Genomic DNA, 18,212 nt, shown 5'->3' on the forward strand with positions numbered 1-18,212 from the left:
AAATGAGTAAAAAGGAACGGGTGGACGTTCTTCTTGTAGAACGGGGCTTGGCAGAAACAAGAGAGAAAGCGAAAAGAGCGGTAATGGCAGGCATCGTCTATAGTAATGAAATAAGGCTAGATAAACCCGGAGAGAAGGTAAAAAGTGATATTCCATTACAAATCAAAGGGAAAGCTATGCCTTATGTCAGTAGAGGTGGCTTAAAGCTCGAAAAAGCATTAGAAGTATTTGATTTAATAGTTGAAGATAAAATTTTATTAGATATTGGGGCGTCCACTGGGGGCTTTACAGATTGTGCATTGCAAAATGGTGCAAAAATGTCTTATGCCCTAGATGTTGGATATAATCAGTTAGCCTGGAAGCTAAGACAGGATGAACGCGTGGTTGTAATGGAGCGGACTAATTTTCGCTATGTTACACCTGCTGATTTAGTCGGGGAAATGCCAAATTTAGCTTCCATTGATGTCTCATTTATCTCCTTACAACTAATTCTTCCTGTTTTGCGAACATTACTAGTACCAGGTAGTGACGTGATTGCATTAATCAAGCCTCAATTTGAAGCAGGAAGAGAACAGGTTGGAAAGAAGGGAATTGTCCGTGATTCATCAGTACATGAACAAGTAATTGCCAAAATTCTAACCTTCGCTCAAACAGAAGGATACCAAATTAAAGGCTTATCATATTCTCCAATTACAGGCGGAGATGGTAATATTGAATTCCTCGCTCATTTGCAATGGCAACATGAACAAGAGGAAATGCATGCCACGCATTCTATTGATATCCAATCAGTAGTAAAAGAAGCCCACAAACAGTTAAAAGCTAAACAGACAGAATAAAAACAGACTGAAAAGAGCAGGCTAGGGGAGCATTTTCCGGCCTGTTCTTTTGTGTCAAACATCATAGGACATAAAAGGTATTTGCCTGAAATTCTCTTTACGAACAATCTTTTTTGCCAAAAAAACACAAATTATGCAGAATAAATTGTACAATATAGAGAAAATCAGCTAACATATGAATTAAAAGATAATGAGAATCGTGTTGCTTGTTTTAGGCAACGCTTTGTATTCATAGAGGTGAGTAGAATGAATAAAGGACAACGACATATTAAGATTAGGGATTTAATAACGAACAATGATATTGAAACCCAAGATGAACTAGTAGAAGAATTAAGAAATGCTGGATTTAACGTAACGCAAGCAACAGTTTCACGAGATATTAAAGAACTGCATTTAGTGAAAGTTCCACTTTTGGATGGAAGATATAAGTACAGTTTACCAGCTGATCAACGATTTAACCCTTTACAAAAACTAAAGCGTAATTTAATGGATGCATTTGTTCGTCTAGATTCTGCCGGTCATTTACTAGTAATGAAAGTATTACCCGGAAATGCAATGGCGATAGGGGTATTGATGGATAACCTAGATTGGGATGAAATATTAGGAACAATTTGTGGAGACGATACTTGCTTAATTATATGTCGTACACCTGAAGAAGCTGAAGTGATCTCCAAAAGGTTTTTAGAAATGCTATAAGCTGGGGTGAAGTGTCAGTGTTAAATGAAATATCAATTAGAAATTTTGCTATTATTGAATCAATCACCATTGCCTTTAATAAAGGGCTGACTGTTCTTTCAGGAGAAACAGGGGCAGGGAAATCAATTATTATTGACGCCGTTCATCTGCTCGTTGGTGGCAGGGGTTCTTCAGAATATGTAAGACACGGGGAAGAGAAAGCCGAGATAGAAGGTTTATTCCTATTAGATGACGAACAACACCCATGTTACAAACGGGCGCAAGAATTTGGTATTGAAATTGATGAGGGCATGTTGATTCTAAGGAGAGATATATCCAAATCAGGTAAAAGTGTCTGTCGTATAAATGGGAAACTTGTAACTATTTCGATTCTCCGAGAAATAGGCAGTACCTTAATTGACATACACGGTCAACATGAACACCAAGAGTTAATGAATGAAAATTTGCATCTTCCATTATTAGATCAATTTGGTGGCCCCCAAATCGCTAAAAGCAGACAAGAATACGAAGATGTCTATAGAGAATACGAGCAAACAATGAAAAGAATCAAGACATTAACAGAAAATGAACAGCAAATGGCTCATCGACTGGATCTTATTCAATTTCAATATGAAGAAATAACAAACGCTAATTTAAAATTGCATGAAGATGACGCCCTTCAAGAAGAGAGAAACCGCTTACTTAACTTTGAGAAGATGTATGAAGGCGTAAAAATTAGCTATAATGCCTTGCAAGGAGAACAAAAAGGGCTGGATTGGATTAGTTTAGCTATGAATCACCTTCAACAATCTGCGGAAGTGGATGAGGAGTTAGTTGAGTTGCAAGAAGCAGTTGCTAACAGTTTTTATCAACTAGAGGACACAGTAGCTATTTTAAGGAATAAATTAGATTTTATGGAATTTGATCCTGTTCGATTGAATGAAATTGAAGAGCGATTAAATGAAATCAATATGCTCAAACGAAAATATGGCCCATCTATAGAGGAAATATTAGAGTATGTAGCAAAGATTGAAGAAGAAATAGAAACATTAACCAACAAGGAAACACATATTGAACATTTGCAAAAGCAGGTTAAAGAATTAGAAGCTGACTTACTTGTCGAAGGACAGGAATTGAGCAAATTAAGAAGAAATGCAGCAGAACGATTAACAAAAATGATTCATCATGAATTAAAAGCACTTTATATGGAAAAGACTGTATTTGAGGTCCATTTTTTTACGGATAAAGAAAGCTTTCATAAAAAAGGTATTGATACAGTCGAATTTTACTTATCCACTAATCCGGGAGAACCGTTAAAACCATTATCAAAAATTGCTTCAGGTGGGGAACTTTCCCGAATTATGCTTGCCTTAAAGAGTATCTTTTCTAAACATCAAGGGGTAACATCGATTATCTTTGATGAAGTTGATACAGGGGTAAGTGGAAGAGTCGCACAAGCTATTGCCGAAAAAATTCATCAAGTAGCAATTGATTCGCAAGTTCTTTGCATTTCTCATTTGCCACAAGTGGCTGCAATGGCAGATACGCATTTATTTATTTCTAAAACACTCAAAGCTGGCCGTACAAAAACAACTGTAAAGCCATTGAATGAAGAGGAAAAGATTAAAGAAATTGGTCGTATGATCTCTGGTGTGGAAATGACTGAACTGACAAGGGAGCATGCGAAGGAACTATTGAGTCTTGCCAAAAATGTAAAAATACCATGAAAAGCTATCCAATGGAGGGTAGCTTTTTTTATTAAGTTGCCAGTTATAATTGCTCTTGAAGCAGGCAAAATTATATATGTAGCCATGAAACAAGAAGCGAGGAGAGTGTTGAAATGACAAGAGATATATTAAGAAAAATAATTGGTGGAATTCTCCTTGTTTCAATCATATGTATAGGATTTTCTAAACCTTTTCAAGAGTATATTCACATTCCTATAAACCTTACCGTATTTGAGGGTGATCAAGCACGGTATAATATGGCGGAAACTGTAAATGCAACAGTAAAAACACCCGATGAACAATTGGCGGTTGTTCAAGATAAAGAAGTCATTACACTCTCTGCTAATGAACCGGGCAAGAACGAAATGTTTCTTGATTTGGCTGGTTTCCCGATAAAAAAAGTAGATGTGGAAGTTTTAAAGGACTTTAAAGTTATACCGGGTGGGCAATCAATAGGTGTAAAATTGAATACAGTTGGCGTTTTGGTGGTCGGACATCACCAAATAAATACAATAAATGGAAAGATGTCACCAGGAGATTTGGCAGGTATTAAAATAGGTGATATTATTACAAAAATAAACGGTAAGAAAATTGAAAAAATGTCTGATGTTGCTCCTTTCGTTCAAGCAGCCGGAGATAGTGGCAAACCCCTTAAAGTATCAGTTACGCGCGATGAAGGGAAATTTGAGACAGAATTACTACCATTGAAAGATAAAAATGAACCAAACTTTAAGCTTGGATTATATATACGTGATTCAGCTGCTGGAATAGGCACGATGACTTTTTATCATCCCCAGTCAAAAAAATATGGTGCCCTTGGTCATGTTATTTCAGATATGGATACAAAAAGGCCTATAATCGTCGATGATGGTCAAATATTACGGTCTACTGTCACTTCCATTGAAAAGGGGAGTAATGGGAATCCGGGAGAAAAATTAGCCCGCTTTAAAGATGAAAAAGAAGTCATTGGCAACATTGATCGAAATAGCCCATTTGGAATTTTTGGCAAGCTTAATCGTGGATTGAATAATGATCTAATGGACAAACCGATGCCAATTGCTCTTTCGCATCAAGTGAAGGAAGGGCCAGCACAAATTCTAACGGTCGTTGAAAATGACAAAGTTCAACTGTTTGATATCGAAATTGTTAGTACGATTCCACAAAAATTCCCTGCTACAAAAGGAATGGTCATCAAGGTTACTGATGATGAATTGCTTGAAAAGACAGGGGGCATTGTCCAAGGAATGAGTGGTAGCCCAATTATTCAAAATGGCAAGGTTATAGGAGCGGTGACACATGTTTTTGTTAATGACCCGACGAGTGGGTATGGCGTGCATATTGAATGGATGTTAAATGAGGCGGGAATTAATATTTACGAAAATCAAGAAGAGCGAGCATCTTAAACAAAAAAGCGGTTTTGCCCGCTTTTTTTGTTTTTACATAAATAGTTATTGGTATGTTGGATTTTAATCATGTATTTCGATTCTAGAAGAAAAGCATGACAAATATATGTTAAAATAAACGAAGAAACAAAGATTTTTCGACAATGAAAAAGAAGGACATCGATTATAGTCGAATAATAGAGAAAAACAAAGAAAACTTAAGATTTTATTAGTTTTTTAAAGAAAAATAAAATTTAGTAAAGGATTTTTATCCCCTTTGTCGAAATTGTCACTTAGCAAATAGAGACAAAAAAATAGAAAATAGATTCAACTATGGGTTGAGGAGGAAAAAATTAGTGAAAAAAATCAAAGTGTGTGTGGTTGATGACAATCGAGAGCTAGTAGCTTTGCTTGAAGAGTATATTTCATCTCAAGAGGATATGGAAATAGTCGGAGTGGCGCATAATGGACAAGACTGTTTAAATATTCTTGATGAAATTGAAACAGATGTGCTTGTATTAGACATCATAATGCCGCATCTTGATGGACTGGCAGTTCTCGAAAAAATGAGAGAACTTAACTTGAAAACTCTTCCTAGTGTTATTATGTTAACCGCTTTTGGTCAAGAAGACGTGACAAAGAAAGCTGTTGATCTTGGTGCATCTTATTTTATATTGAAACCATTTGACATGGATAATCTGGCTAGTCATATTCGCCAAGTGAGCGGTAAATCAAGTCCAATGATACGTAAATCACCTTCTTCAACCAATTACCGTTCGCAAGCAGAGGCAAAACCTAAAAATCTTGATGCCAGTATTACAAGTATCATACATGAAATTGGTGTGCCTGCTCATATAAAAGGTTACTTATATTTACGAGAGGCCATTTCTATGGTATATAATGATATTGAGTTACTTGGTTCGATTACGAAAGTATTGTATCCTGACATTGCCAAGAAGTATAATACAACGGCTAGCAGGGTGGAAAGGGCAATTCGTCATGCAATTGAAGTGGCTTGGAGCAGAGGGAATATTGACTCCATCTCATCTTTATTTGGCTATACCGTCAGCATGACAAAGGCCAAACCAACGAACTCAGAATTTATTGCAATGGTGGCAGACAAGTTAAGATTAGAACATAAGGCTTCTTGAAAAAGCTAGGCGGACTGGTAGCACTGGGTTTTATGTACTTTTTCACTAAAGTATCTCAAGTGTGTATTGGCCGATAAACTTCTTTTCTGACCTAAGAATAATTCGTTTGTTTACCGAAAGACATCATTTTTTATTGGTATGTAAATTTACCAGTAAAGGATGGTGTCTTTTTTTGTTGTTATCAGATTTAGAACTGCAAGTTGATAATTTTATGCTGTATTGCACCAGTAAAAACCTGTCACAGAAGACCTTACGCAGTTACGAACAAACTTTAAGGCTGTTTGCACTTTATATGACGGAAAAATTTGAGATCAATGAAGTGGAAAAAATTAAATCAGCCCATATCAGGCATTACATAAAGTACCTGCGAGAACGCGGTAAATACACTGTAGTGACTGATAGTGCTTCAGCAATGGTAAACCACCCTGATAGTAGAACTGATTTTAACAAGCCTGTCAGCGATACTACAGTGGCAAATTACTTGAGAAATATCAAAGTGTTTTTTAACTACCTGTATAACATTGAACGAGAAATTAAAGTAAATCCAGTTGAAAATATCGAAAATATTAAACCCGTTCGAAAGCAAAAGGCATTGTTAAGCAGTGAAGATATTGTAAAAGTGTTACGTCAGTTTGATATAACAACCTTCCACGGGTATCGAAATTGGCTTATTACACGCTTGTTACTGGATACAGGCATGCGTATCAGCGAATGCCTGTCACTCAAACCTGAAAATCTCGACTTTAAAAACAAGGCTATATTAATTGAAAATCCAAAGAACCGACAACAAAGGTACGTGTACTTTTCATACAGAATGTCCACTGATTTAAAACGTTGGCTACAGTATCATGACAGATTTTCAAGTAGTGAATTTGTATTTCCGACTACACGTGGAACTGAACTGGAAGTAAGAAATTTTGAAAAAACCCTAAGGGAAGCAGGTAAAAAAGTAGACGTATCTATTCATCCCCACCAGCTAAGGAATAACTTTGCAAAGTATTATCTGCTTAATGGCGGTGATTGGGTTAGTTTATCTCGAATCCTTGGACATTCTAGCGTGGAAGTGACACAGAAAGCTTATCTCGATTTTACTGATAAAGAGATCGGACAGAAATATCAGAAGCATTCACCGTTGAACAGTCTGAAGATATAGGGGAATTACCGGGATAGCCGTTAAAAGGCAAAAGAAAAAGGATGTGTGTTCACAGCACGCATCCCAATAAATCAAACATTCAAAATCAAAATATACCGTAAACTGCACAATTACCTTCAATTAAAGAAAAAGATACTGTAAACCGTACATGCACCTTCATTTAATTAAAAAATACGGTAAACCGTACAATTACTTTCAAAATCAATTTTACTAAAAAAAATTGACGATTGCAAGGGTGTCTTTGTTATACCCTTTTTTAGAGAATGTAAATGTGTGGTTTCCGGTTAGATAAGGGGAAACTTGGCATGAAATCAGCTAGTGCAATAATCACTGCATATAATTATGATATACAGAAATACATGGAAGGACAGCGTCTTTCAACAAAAGTAAAGAAATCACTGTTAGATCAGCTAGAAAAAGCCATCACTGAAGCAGGGGAAAGTTTTTATAAACTGTTTCCACGAAACACTAAGCGTACTGAAGTATTGGACAGCATCATGTATTTATTAAGTGGGAATGGTATCTGTAAAATTGAAAGTAAAACCCTGGCTAATAAAGTAGGCTGTTCTGTGAGGACAGTTTATACTGCTGTGCGTCATTTAAAAGAAAGTGGGCTGGTTCTAGTAGCTGGGCTTGCAGACGGACAGAATAAATATGTGTTTGTGTTAAAATCACATGCAAATTTTAAGCAGATAATGCATGAAGTTTTCTTTATTGACGATTTGTCAGAAATAGAAGCAGTTGAGAATGGTAAAAGTGGTGAAAATGTTCCCGCTGCGGTTTCTTCGATAGACCAAAATGCAGAACCAATTGCAGAACAGGTTGCAGGTCATATTGCAGGTCTTGAAAACGCTGAAACCGTTGGAATACAAGGGGTTGAAGGTACAAATCCAAGTTTTAACCTTATTAGCCTGAATATAAATAAACAAGAAAATAAAATATACATACAGAATGCCATAGAAAACGAACTGGCAGAAACTACTGACCACCAAAAAGAACTAGAACAGATTAATACCTATTACACAAATGACCTACAGTTTAAGCTGTACAATGAACTGAAGTACGGCCAGTATCACCAGCAGTTAAAACAGAATGCTTCCATCCTTGGCTTGCGTATAGGCAGTAACTGTACCCCTAAAAGCTACATACAGACCTTGCAGGCTGTTATTAAAATAAATAAATTCCTAATAGCTGGTGGTGTGGTACGTGAGAGTATACCAGCCTTATTTACCCGTATCTATCAGGACATTAGACGTGTGTGTGAAGTTAAGAAGCAGAAACCGAAGGTAAGAGAACCTAAAGAACGTACTCGAACACTTCCGTTCTACGACTGGCTGAATGAATAACCTGGTATATAAAAAAAGAGAACTACTTTACGCAGTTCCCCGTGGGTTAGTTATGAAAAATTAAGGATGGCTTCAGGTGAATCCATATGGCGATCTAGTTCCAGTTCGTGCAGTACATAGCTGATATATTGAAATAAAGCGTGTTCTACTTCCTGGTTAATCTTAAAGGATAACCCTAGCATTCCGAGTGGTAGAAGGTATTTCAGTTTAACTTGGTTGAAGTACATATACGGGTCATCTTTGAATGATTTCTGAAGGTTAAGTACTTCCTGTATACTAATACCGTCAATAGCTTTAAATGCAGTGTCCTGTAGCAATTTCAAGTGTGCTTCGTTGTTTAAGTTGAGTAATGTTTTCATTTTTCTTTTCCACCTTTTTTAGCATTATTGTTTTATTTTGTATTTACAACCCATTAACACCGTAAATGTATCTATCAGACCAACTAATATTAAGAAAAATATACCATTTTGAAGGGTTTTCGCAGATGGTGTCGAATTAATGGGTAAAAAGGAGTGGTTAAATAATATGCGAACAATAACTTATGAAAGATTAGATATTAATGATGACGAAGAAGAATATGAAGTAGTCCTTGATAATTTTCCCGAAAGTTGTCCAAGGTGTAATACGGTTCAAGAACCTAAGTTTATTAATGCGTATAAGGTAAATCAGTCAACTATTGAAGCTATTTTTAAATGTAATAAGAAGGTCTGCGGAAATTTATTTTTAAGTAAACTTACTGCAGTTTTTGGTATTTATACTTTAGTGAACTCTTATCCCAAATATCCAAAACAAATTGAATTTAATGATGAGATCAGTCAACTATCGCCTTTATTTGTCAAAATATATAATCAAGCTAATGGTGCTGAATCACTAAATTTAAACCATGTTGCTGGGATGGGATATAGAAAATCTTTAGAGTTTTTAATAAAAGACTACTTGATTACTCATAAGAAGGAAGATGAAGATACTATTAAGAAAACCTTTTTAAGTAAGTGCATTAACAATTACCTTTCAGATAATATTAAGCAAGTTGCAGAACGTGCGACTTGGTTAGGAAATGACGAAACACATTACCACAGAGTATGGGAAGATAGGGATATTGAAGATTTAAAAAAACTTATAAATTTAAGCGTTTATTGGATTAGTTCGGAGATGGAGACTGCCAAATACATAGCTGAAATGGATAATAGAAAGTAAAGAATAGATTGGTAAGTAAAAAAATCCCCGCCAACTATCCAACAGTCGTAACGAATTGGAAAAGTAGAAGGGGAACGTGCCGTTCAGTATTACTAACTAAAACAGAAAAGAAAGTGGGGAAGCCTGTCATGAGGTAAGCTTCCTTACTCTTTTGTGCAGGTGCAGGTAGGAAAGTAAGATATAAACGTAAAAGAACCACTGAAATTAATCAGTGGTTCCTTCAGGCTGGTAGTACTTTACCTTTTCCTTTTCCAGGTCAACCAGGTTGTAAATGCCTATTTTTCTAAAGTTATTCAAATAAGCAGGCATACTTGGCGGTGTTGCGTCTCTATGAGTAAACCCTTCAGACAATACTGAAGCCTGTTTATGAAACTTGCTTTTAAAAGTGCCAGGCTGTGTCATATTTATACCCATAGTTACAGTCCACCTTCCAAATAATCTATTAATAATGTCCGCATTCGTTTGGAAGGGATATACAAATTAATGGGTTTACCTTCCCTGATACGGCTTCTCCATATCCACTGTATTAGTTCTGATAATGCATACATTTCTTCATTTACTTCAACACCACGGGATTTAAAAAACTTGTATTTGTATGGGTGTATAAAGCGATTGATGACATACGCAAGGGATTCCTTATCTTTGAAATCGTTTGTAGCACGTGCATTATGGGATACAAATCCTTTTGTATATCCTTTACCCTTCAGGTGCTTTCTGTGGTCTTTGTAGCATGTCCACATATTAACTGGTGTAGGTGTTTTAACATTGTTTCTGAAGTATGAATAAAGGTTCTTTTTCATCTTTGCAACTAAAGACGTATTCTTATCTTTTTCATACCATGACCAGGACAAAGTAAATGGTTCTGAACCAATATCATTTAATTTCCCTTCATAGATGTTAATCAGCGACTTCAAAAGGGATTTATCATAAGGTTCTTTGCTTTCATGATCTACCAGCAGATATTTGTCATTTACTTTCTGTACTGCCTTATAGTCATAGGTCATATTGTACATATCATAATAATATTTCTGTTCTTGTGCTTGGAAGAGATAAGTTAAAATATAAACTTCCTTGAAGGCATGGAATACCGAAACAGGGAACGACCAAAAAAGAATGGTGTTTTCAAAATAAATCAGGTTTTCAGTTTTGGATAATGTTTTAATCTCATTGTACTTTGTTTGTTGGTACTCACTATTTTCATTCCAGCGAATAACACCGGTAGCTTCTTCAACAAAAACCATATTACTATTAATCAATAGTTTAAAATCGTCTTGATTCAGCTGAAATTCTTCTACAACATTCATGACTTCATCTAGTATCAAGGTGTAGTTACTGACTCTAAGAAGTTCAATTATTTCTTCATCAGCGTTCTGAAAAAGTGCGTGGGTAGAAACAACATCATTTTCGTTTAGTATCAGGTTCTTCAGATTGTCCAGTTTCCCTTTTCCTTTGTTGGTAGGTTCTACAAACTTTCTATTCGTAACTGAAGTTTTAACACGCTGGACTTCTGATAGAAACGGTGTTATATAAATGAATTTTTCTTCGGGGTTAGCTTCCTGCATATGTTGAATTGCCCATGAAGTTTTACCACTTCCCATAATTGAATCTATAACATTAATAGGTGGCTGCGTTGGTTTATCCTTTGTATCCTTTATGTAATGTGTTTCCTGAACTAGCTTCTGCATCTATATCTTCCTTCTTTCCTACATTGTTAAAAAGTTCTTTACACACCTTAAACAACAGAAAGAGAAGTAACAGACACAAAAGAATAAAAGAATAGGTTGCTTCGCAAGGAAAGAAAAACACTTTCCCTATTAGTAAATAAAAACTTAACTTGATTCTGAAAGGTTCTGAACAAGGATAAAGGTTAACCAGCACATTAAAAGTGCTTATTTTCTTTATAAACCCAGTCATATCAAGGGTTACAGCGTTCATCCCTTAAAGGAAGATATATAAAACGTGCTATTATCAGAGTAGGTTATTTCAGTGGTATTTTTATTAATAGCTTGGGAGTGAGAGAAGCGAACGAACCAAGAATGTTTTTTGTATAACGGTAATACTGTTAATACTGTATCTTCAGTACATCCAGTATTAAGAAACTTTAACAAGCAGTAAGGGCTGTGTGGTAAATGGTGTTAAAGATTATTAAACAGGTGTAACAGTCTGAACAGGTACACCAGGATGAATACGTTAAACGTGTAATACAACTGCATGAATCTGTATGTTCAGGGGATGAATGTGTCTAAAGTGTGAACAATTATGCGTATTAACTGGTGGAGAACAGTGGTGTTTTACCCATGAAACAAGCCGTGCCTGTGGGAAACGAAATAGGTGTCAAGTATTTCCCTTTACAGTTTATTGTTATGGTTACTTCCAGGACACAAAAAAAGCTGACACCTGTTAAAGTGCCAACTCGTATTCCTTTACCTTTTTATAAAATGTTGCCTTTTTCATTCCAATGGTATCCATAAATGCAACTGCTGTAATTTTTCCAGCTTTCCATTCTTTATATAGTTTGTCCCATTCCTTAGGAAGTTCTAGTACTGGACGTCCTAAATGCTTACCCTTAGCTTTAGCAACAGCAATGCCTTCAGCTTGCAATTTTTTACGGTTGGTAAAATCAGCACCATGTACAAGCCCGTGACAGGCTTCACACAGTAAAGAAAGGTTAGTTAATCTGTTAGTGCCACCAATTGCTAAAGGTACTATATGATGTACGTGAAAAGCTTCTGAAGTAGTACCACAATTAAAACATTCTTTCTTTTCAAGTTGGTTCAGAAATTGTTTTCTTACAGTTTGAAATTCCGTTCTTATGTCCAAAATAAACATCCTTTTTTACACCTGGAACAAGAAGGATGTTCAGTTCAGACACGATAAAATCAGTTGTCCGTTTATTCATTAAGCAACCGTTTCACAAACTTTATTGAACTAATGAAGGATGCTGAAAGTATTGGTATATCAACGTTTGTATAAAATCCTGCATAAACGTATGAATTCAGTACATTGTGAAAAGGCTTTAAATCAATGTTTATACAGTTCATTAACTTCCTATAGCTGTTATTATGTTAACTAGAAATGAATATACAATACATAAAATGATTAAAGAAGGGGTGGTGTCAGTAATTTAAAAAAGGGGGTACATCTTATTTTTAAGCCGGGGGCATATCATTTATTGACTGTATTTAACCGGGCGATCTCCGGGCTATTCTCCAGGGCATTGGTGGATAGATATCTGTAGCTAATAGGAAAGGTGCCATAGGTATCTACCAGCGAACTATAAGCATATATGAAGCTTATACAGGTACATCTTGTACACTTATTATTCAGCAATTAATTCAGTTATATATTTGTTCTGATTCCATTAAGGAACACGAACCTTTACAGTAGAATGTAAATAACAAACCCTGATTGTTACGTTGAATAATTTCGTGTTCCCATATCAGATTGATTAAAATAATTTCGTGTTCCTGAAACAGAATTAATTTATTTAATTTACTTGAATGATTCATGAAGTTTATCAGAAATATATTTGTAAGTTTAATTGAATATTAATCTTCAAAATAATTTACATAGAAATTTCTGTGAAGGGGGTACACCGGGGGATGGGGGTATAAGGTTCTAGGGGTTTGCGTGTTAAGATTACATATAATATTTTTTAGTCCAGTAACTTTCTGTTGATCTCCTGGTTCTTTTCTATTCTGTCCAATTTCTCATTCACTTCCATGAAGCTTACATCCATTTGATTTTTGATTCCTGCAATGTCAGCCTTTGCTTCACCTAGTTCAGTTTTGATTCCGTTAATGTCAGCTTCCATTTTACCTAGCTTTTCTAGAATTAGTTCAAGTGTTTTTTCCACGTTCAGAATCTCCTTCTGATTATTTCATAACTGTTTTCAGAACCCTGCGATTACCTCATAAGTAGGTTTTGAAAGGGGTATACCTGGATTCTACAAGAAGATATAGCGTAATTCCAGCATAAAAAATTTTAAAATATTTTTGGGGACTATTATTTTCCTGGTCTGAGTGAAGGAAATTAACTGAAATTCAAATTATTTTCTAATGTGTGTCGTACAATGTGCCTGGTTTCTGTACCTACTATATAGGAACGGTAACAGGCTGTTGAAAAGATACACACAGATGAACCTAGTTCGCTTCCTTTCTGATTTTCTACTAAAGGCAAAAGTATAAAGTTTCTATGGCTGGTCGGGTTAATTATCGACTGGCTTTTTTCTATTTAATTATTAAGCAAGAAATTTGCATTTTATATACCTAAGCGAAATGGAGGTACACATATGAATCCGGAGTTATTAAAACAGATAAGACAACTGGCTGGTCTATCGCAAAAGGAACTGGCTGAGAAAGTTTCTATACATTACTCGGTCATTAGCAAAATTGAAGCCGGTTCTGTTCAAATGCAACCAGCACTTAGACAAAAAATTAAATCAGTTCTACGTTCAGCTGGGATTACAGAAAAAGATATCAATTTTTTAAAAGAAAGGAATGAGTACAGTGGAACAGATACGGGACAACCTTAATTATCTTTATAAGGTTCTGCAAGGTGATAATCACAGACAATATAAGCCAATCTTACTAGTCATCCTAGCTGAGACTATTACAGAAATCCGCAACCAGCAATTCGTTTACTATGTGAATTACGGCACTGAACAAATTCATGTCGGTACATACAAAGCTTACTGTAAGATGAACAAATACAAATTGATTGCTGATTTAGAAGAAATTGAGATGACCTTACGAAGTAAAACAGTGAACGTAAAGCGTTGTATAGTGTTGCTGGAGGACATATTGAAGTCTAACTTGTATCAGCAAAATGCACAAAGAAAAGTGTCCAGGTGGCAACACGTTAATCCTAAAGCGGTAATAAACCAAACAAAAATTCACGTGAACCAATAAGGAGTGTGAGTATACGTGACAAATGAAGAATTGAAGCAAGGTATGAAGAATGTCCCAGTCCCTACAGGGTTGACGGATGAACAAGTTAAGCTTGCCCAGGCTTTCGTAACTGAAAGGTATACTACTGGGATTAAGATTGCCGACTTCTGCAGGAAGCACAATAAAAGTACAGAAACTTGGTACGACTGGAAAAAGAGACCTGTATTCGAGAGTTATCTTGCTACGTTAAGGCGAAGCCTGGTTACGGATAGCGAATGGGAAACCCATGAAAAAATTAAACAAAAGGTTAAGTCCATGGCGTTAAGTGAAAAAGGTGGCGTGCGTGAGATTGAGTTATACACTAAACTCTTTGAACACGTAGTTGAAGCAGACCGCCAACGTAACATGGAGGAGTTAGGTATTGTATCAGAACATGAGAAAGCCCAAGATAAGACAGTAGAAGACAAACGTAACGCACTATTACAAAGATTAAAAGGTTAGTACTGACATACAAAGCGAAATGAAAAGGGAGAGATATTTAGATGACACAAGTAACATTAGCCCAACAGGAAATCACAGAAGAAGGAAAAAAGATATTACAGCGTATTGAACATAGTAAGCAACCACTAAAAGACATTTCCTCATATTACGAAGAAGCAAGACAATTAGAAGCTGAAACTAGGAAGCAACAGGAAGCTGAAGAATTAGCAAATATGCCTGCACCGGTGTTATCACCTGAACAGCAACAGCTTGCTGAACTCACACAGCAACTCGCAGCGTTAAACAAAAAATTAGATGGGGTGGGGAAGAGATAAATGGCTAATACTGAACCAATCATATATGACCCGCAAAAGTTGGATGAAATGAAAAAGAAACTGGTTGATAATATCATTGAAGAGAAAAAGTTTTTAGAAGAACGGCTTCTGTTCTTAGAAAAAGCTGAAAGAAGTCATAAGGAAAAAAAGTTAGTTGCTTTCTTTGATGGTGAAGCTTCTTATGTAATAAATAATGACGGTCAATTTGTTAAAGATGAACGATAAAGGGGAAGAGATAAATGGCTAAAACAAAAACAGCAGTTCAGCAATTGAAAGACTTGCACACTGAGATTAAGGAAATTCATGAGACATATGAGAAAGCAAAAGAGAATGCCCAGCAAGAAGTAGAAACACTTACACAAGAAATTGCAGAAGGAGAAGATAATATCCATGAACTGTATAAATCGTATGTTTTAAATCTTGTGTCACTCGAAGCGTACCAGGCAGAACGTAAAGCAATTGACGATAAGAAAGCTGTCTTGCACGTGGCACAGAAGAAAATTGCTGATATTGATGGATTGATGAAAGATGAACTGAAGAAGGTTTACAGTCAAGCAAAAGGACTATCTGCTGAATATAATAGAGAGAAGGCTATATTTGTCGCAGAGAAAAAGAAGAAGATGCTGGCAATGAAATACGATTACCTAAAGGCAATACATGCAGAAGCAAAAGAAATTTTCCCTGTTGAATATCAGGGGGTTTGGGTAAGTGAATTAGAAGTTGAACTTGGCATGAAGTCGTATAGCTATACATCCTATGTAAACCCTGATAACTTCCTTGAAGCATATGCACCGTACAGACCAGGTTGCACGGTCACAAAAGAAGAAATAGAGAATGCATATGTAAAAGGTACAGTAGATAGGGAGTTAGCAGAAGCAATTAAATAAATAACGATAATCAAAGGTGGTCTGTCTACACAGTTCCACCTATTTTTTTATTTGAAAGGGGATATACATATGTTGCGGAAAGTAAAAGAAACGCTGAAACGACTGTTCAAGAAAGATAAGGAAGGTAAAAGAGAAGTACCTGGTGAGAGTAACAAGACTGATAACAAACCAAAGACTATTAAAAGAGTGGAGTTATTACAGCAAGAACTATCGCAGATTACTGCTGGCTATGATAAAAGCCTGGCTGATCTACAGGGTAAATATAATACAGCACTTTGGGAATATGAGAATGCGTACTCGGATTTATCTGAAATTACAAGGCAATACAAATTAAAGATGATACCTGAAGCTGATGTGCATTCAGAACGTGAGAAAGTAAAACCGTTTGAAGAAGCGTTGAATGCGGTATCAGATGAAATATCGAATGTAGAAAGCTATAAAAAAGAAGATATTCTGAAGATAATCGCAGAGATAGAAGCCTTGAAGGACGAGTATTTGTCAGAAGTCGCAAGGGAAGTAACAGTGAAATATGCACGGATACAGGAACTCAAAACTGCATATCTTCAGGAAGTTGGCAATATCGGTAATATGTGTGATGGAATTCTAAAAACAGAATCCACAGTTCAACACCATTTTAATGAAGCTGGCTATCAATATAAGCCTGTGATGACAAGTAAATTCGCAGACATGACCGCAGGTGTAATGTTAGAAGGTTTTGCCATTCCGTATGAAACGATTAACGATGCTTTAGCTAATAATAATAAGACACACAATAACCCTGTTCAGGTAGGTTAAATGCCATCTGACAGGGTTTCTTTTTTTTTGTCTATGAATTGCATTTACTTGATACTGATACACAGTATAAAAGTTAAGTGCGTTGTAGGTTGATTCTCAGCGTTTCAGTTTTAAAAGTTCTGATACTACCCCGTAGTTAGCTTCAATCCTATCTACACTTTCCTTAATATCCTGCACATCATTTTTAATTTCAGCAAACATTGAATCGAAACGGTTGCTAATTTCATTTAGTAATTCAACACATCTTTCTTCATTCACTGGAATCACATTCCCCATTAATTTTACTTGAATTATACCATAGAAAACTATTCCAGGTGTAAGAGAACAGTACATGGAACGTGTGGAAGTGTTAGACCGTGTGAAAGGTTTGTTACTTTTACCGAATACAGAATTGGCTACAACACAGCAAGTAGCAGACTTTTATGAGGTGGGTAAGCATGTCATATCAATGATTTTATCTCGGCATAAGGATGAAATCATTTCTGACGGAATGGTTTCTATTAAGGGGAAAGATTTAGTGGTTAACAATAAGTTAAGGACTAAATCACATAAGGGACACTACAAACTAGATGATGGGACAACAATTGCATATGGGGTAAGTAACTACTACCCAAGACGTGCAATTTTACGTGTAGGTATGTTACTTAGAGATTCTGAAGTCGCAAAGGAAGTCAGAACACAGCTGTTAAATATAGAAGAAAAGGTTACTACGGAAGTAAAGACTGTTGATCTCAATGAAGAAGATAGGCTTCAGGCTGAAGTAGGCAAAGCTGTTGCTTCAGGTGACTTTATGGCAGTGTTAGAAGCAAATACAAAACTGAATAATTTCAAGAATCGTCATATCAAAGAAATTGAAGAAAAGCTTCAGATTACGGAAATGGAAAAAAAGATAAATTACACAGGTACAACTTGTCACTTTATTCAAGATGCAGTGTTGTTGAACTTTTAAATGTTCCAAAAGAAAGTTTAGAAAATACACGAGGTTAAGTAGAACCATTTATATCAATAAAATGCATCGTAACTAACTTTTTTAATTCAACATATTGACTTTTATTAGTGTAATTATTATACTAGTTAATGTAACAAACTGAACACAAGAATTCTTTCATATGCCCATCAATGGGTACTGTCGAATGGACATGAAATAAGACAGGGAAGAATTATACTTTCACACCATGTACTAGGGAGGGGGAAGCTATTGCTTGAGATATTCTTTACTGCATTAGTTATAATTTTCTTTATTGCCATGTTTGCTTTAGTGTTTGAAGGGTTTTTAGCACTTCTTATTATCGGTGTTTTGGCTGCGGTTGTGGCAGGAATTATATGGGTGGTGCAGTTTTTCATTGGCTTATTTTAAGG

The 18,212-nt window shown here is 35.8% G+C and carries 22 protein-coding genes and 2 pseudogenes; 17 read left to right on the forward strand and 7 right to left on the reverse strand.

Translation table 11 applies throughout. The features are described 5' to 3' along the window. The first annotated feature begins 2 nt into the window (after positions 1–2). From H9655_RS02635 to H9655_RS02665, 7 genes are all read left to right on the forward strand, one after another. Complete coding sequence (locus H9655_RS02635) at positions 3–836, forward strand: TlyA family RNA methyltransferase (protein WP_191810589.1); 834 nt, start codon at positions 3–5, stop codon at positions 834–836. A gap of 246 nt (positions 837–1,082) precedes the next feature. Beyond that, a complete protein-coding gene (gene ahrC, locus H9655_RS02640; protein WP_095372619.1) occupies positions 1,083–1,532 on the forward strand; it encodes a transcriptional regulator AhrC/ArgR in 450 nt (149 codons plus the stop codon). Between the two features lie 17 nt (positions 1,533–1,549). After that, positions 1,550–3,238, forward strand: coding sequence for a DNA repair protein RecN (gene recN / locus H9655_RS02645; RefSeq protein ID WP_191810591.1), 1,689 nt, complete (start codon positions 1,550–1,552; stop codon positions 3,236–3,238). Positions 3,239–3,351: 113 nt separating this feature from the next. Then, positions 3,352–4,641 (forward strand): SpoIVB peptidase, encoded by a 1,290-nt coding sequence (spoIVB, locus tag H9655_RS02650; RefSeq protein ID WP_191810593.1) that lies wholly within the window; start codon positions 3,352–3,354, stop codon positions 4,639–4,641. Between the two features lie 335 nt (positions 4,642–4,976). Next, the gene (gene spo0A, locus H9655_RS02655; RefSeq protein WP_191810594.1) at positions 4,977–5,771 is read left to right on the forward strand and encodes a sporulation transcription factor Spo0A; all 795 of its coding nucleotides are present in this window, start codon (positions 4,977–4,979) and stop codon (positions 5,769–5,771) included. A 211-nt stretch (positions 5,772–5,982) separates the two neighbouring features. After that, complete coding sequence (locus H9655_RS02660) at positions 5,983–6,924, forward strand: tyrosine-type recombinase/integrase (RefSeq protein ID WP_191811352.1); 942 nt, start codon at positions 5,983–5,985, stop codon at positions 6,922–6,924. A gap of 305 nt (positions 6,925–7,229) precedes the next feature. Continuing rightward, complete coding sequence (locus H9655_RS02665) at positions 7,230–8,270, forward strand: helix-turn-helix domain-containing protein (RefSeq protein WP_191810596.1); 1,041 nt, start codon at positions 7,230–7,232, stop codon at positions 8,268–8,270. 50 nt (positions 8,271–8,320) lie between these two features. Here the strand turns inward: H9655_RS02665 and H9655_RS02670 are convergent, their stop codons facing one another. Then, positions 8,321–8,629 carry a hypothetical protein gene (locus tag H9655_RS02670; protein ID WP_191810598.1) on the reverse strand — a complete coding sequence of 103 codons (309 nt, stop codon included), beginning with the start codon at positions 8,627–8,629 and terminating at the stop codon, positions 8,321–8,323. 139 nt (positions 8,630–8,768) lie between these two features. On the opposite strand from H9655_RS02670, the gene H9655_RS02675 reads away from it, so the two are divergent. After that, positions 8,769–9,467, forward strand: coding sequence for a DUF4145 domain-containing protein (locus H9655_RS02675; RefSeq protein ID WP_191810600.1), 699 nt, complete (start codon positions 8,769–8,771; stop codon positions 9,465–9,467). Positions 9,468–9,671: 204 nt separating this feature from the next. On the opposite strand, the gene H9655_RS02680 is transcribed toward H9655_RS02675, so the two are convergent. The 5 genes and pseudogenes from H9655_RS02680 to H9655_RS02695 all read right to left on the reverse strand — a co-directional run bounded on the left by H9655_RS02680 (position 9,672) and on the right by H9655_RS02695 (position 13,323). Next, positions 9,672–9,881 (reverse strand): hypothetical protein, encoded by a 210-nt coding sequence (locus H9655_RS02680; RefSeq protein ID WP_191810602.1) that lies wholly within the window; start codon positions 9,879–9,881, stop codon positions 9,672–9,674. Positions 9,882–9,883: 2 nt separating this feature from the next. Further along, positions 9,884–11,152, reverse strand: coding sequence for a hypothetical protein (locus H9655_RS02685; protein ID WP_191810604.1), 1,269 nt, complete (start codon positions 11,150–11,152; stop codon positions 9,884–9,886). 715 nt (positions 11,153–11,867) lie between these two features. Further along, positions 11,868–12,074 (reverse strand): annotated as a pseudogene (locus H9655_RS22315) (recombinase family protein); the annotation flags it as partial. Positions 12,075–12,107: 33 nt separating this feature from the next. Further along, a pseudogene (locus tag H9655_RS22320) lies at positions 12,108–12,296 on the reverse strand (HNH endonuclease); the annotation flags it as partial. An 826-nt stretch (positions 12,297–13,122) separates the two neighbouring features. After that, on the reverse strand, positions 13,123–13,323 hold the full coding sequence (locus H9655_RS02695; protein WP_191810608.1) for a hypothetical protein: 201 nt from the start codon (positions 13,321–13,323) through the stop codon (positions 13,123–13,125). A gap of 435 nt (positions 13,324–13,758) precedes the next feature. On the opposite strand from H9655_RS02695, the gene H9655_RS02700 reads away from it, so the two are divergent. From H9655_RS02700 to H9655_RS02725, 7 genes are all read left to right on the forward strand, one after another. Further along, positions 13,759–14,001 carry a helix-turn-helix domain-containing protein gene (locus H9655_RS02700; RefSeq protein ID WP_191810610.1) on the forward strand — a complete coding sequence of 81 codons (243 nt, stop codon included), beginning with the start codon at positions 13,759–13,761 and terminating at the stop codon, positions 13,999–14,001. After that, positions 13,976–14,377, forward strand: coding sequence for a hypothetical protein (locus tag H9655_RS22325; RefSeq protein ID WP_225230382.1), 402 nt, complete (start codon positions 13,976–13,978; stop codon positions 14,375–14,377). The genes H9655_RS02700 and H9655_RS22325 overlap by 26 nt, the downstream gene beginning before the upstream one ends. Positions 14,378–14,392: 15 nt before the next feature. Beyond that, on the forward strand, positions 14,393–14,857 hold the full coding sequence (locus H9655_RS02705) for a phBC6A51 family helix-turn-helix protein (protein WP_191810612.1): 465 nt from the start codon (positions 14,393–14,395) through the stop codon (positions 14,855–14,857). Positions 14,858–14,898: 41 nt separating this feature from the next. After that, positions 14,899–15,171, forward strand: a complete 273-nt coding sequence (locus H9655_RS02710; RefSeq protein WP_191810614.1) for a hypothetical protein — start codon at positions 14,899–14,901, stop codon at positions 15,169–15,171. Continuing rightward, the gene (locus H9655_RS02715; protein ID WP_191810616.1) at positions 15,172–15,396 is read left to right on the forward strand and encodes a hypothetical protein; all 225 of its coding nucleotides are present in this window, start codon (positions 15,172–15,174) and stop codon (positions 15,394–15,396) included. It begins immediately after the preceding gene. Positions 15,397–15,410: 14 nt separating this feature from the next. Continuing rightward, positions 15,411–16,058 carry a hypothetical protein gene (locus H9655_RS02720; protein ID WP_191810618.1) on the forward strand — a complete coding sequence of 216 codons (648 nt, stop codon included), beginning with the start codon at positions 15,411–15,413 and terminating at the stop codon, positions 16,056–16,058. 69 nt (positions 16,059–16,127) lie between these two features. Then, positions 16,128–16,853 carry a hypothetical protein gene (locus tag H9655_RS02725; RefSeq protein WP_191810620.1) on the forward strand — a complete coding sequence of 242 codons (726 nt, stop codon included), beginning with the start codon at positions 16,128–16,130 and terminating at the stop codon, positions 16,851–16,853. A gap of 96 nt (positions 16,854–16,949) precedes the next feature. On the opposite strand, the gene H9655_RS02730 is transcribed toward H9655_RS02725, so the two are convergent. Beyond that, positions 16,950–17,129 (reverse strand): hypothetical protein, encoded by a 180-nt coding sequence (locus tag H9655_RS02730; protein WP_225230383.1) that lies wholly within the window; start codon positions 17,127–17,129, stop codon positions 16,950–16,952. A 55-nt stretch (positions 17,130–17,184) separates the two neighbouring features. Here H9655_RS02730 and H9655_RS02735 point away from each other — a divergent pair, with 55 nt between their 5' ends. Together H9655_RS02735 and H9655_RS02740 are read left to right on the forward strand one after the other, a co-directional pair. Then, a complete protein-coding gene (locus H9655_RS02735; protein ID WP_191810623.1) occupies positions 17,185–17,802 on the forward strand; it encodes a hypothetical protein in 618 nt (205 codons plus the stop codon). A 249-nt stretch (positions 17,803–18,051) separates the two neighbouring features. Then, positions 18,052–18,210, forward strand: coding sequence for a hypothetical protein (locus H9655_RS02740; RefSeq protein WP_191810626.1), 159 nt, complete (start codon positions 18,052–18,054; stop codon positions 18,208–18,210). The last annotated feature ends 2 nt before the right edge of the window (positions 18,211–18,212 follow it).

Origin of the sequence: Cytobacillus stercorigallinarum (assembly GCF_014836495.1) — a bacterium.
GTDB lineage: Bacteria > Bacillota > Bacilli > Bacillales > Cytobacillaceae > Cytobacillus > Cytobacillus stercorigallinarum.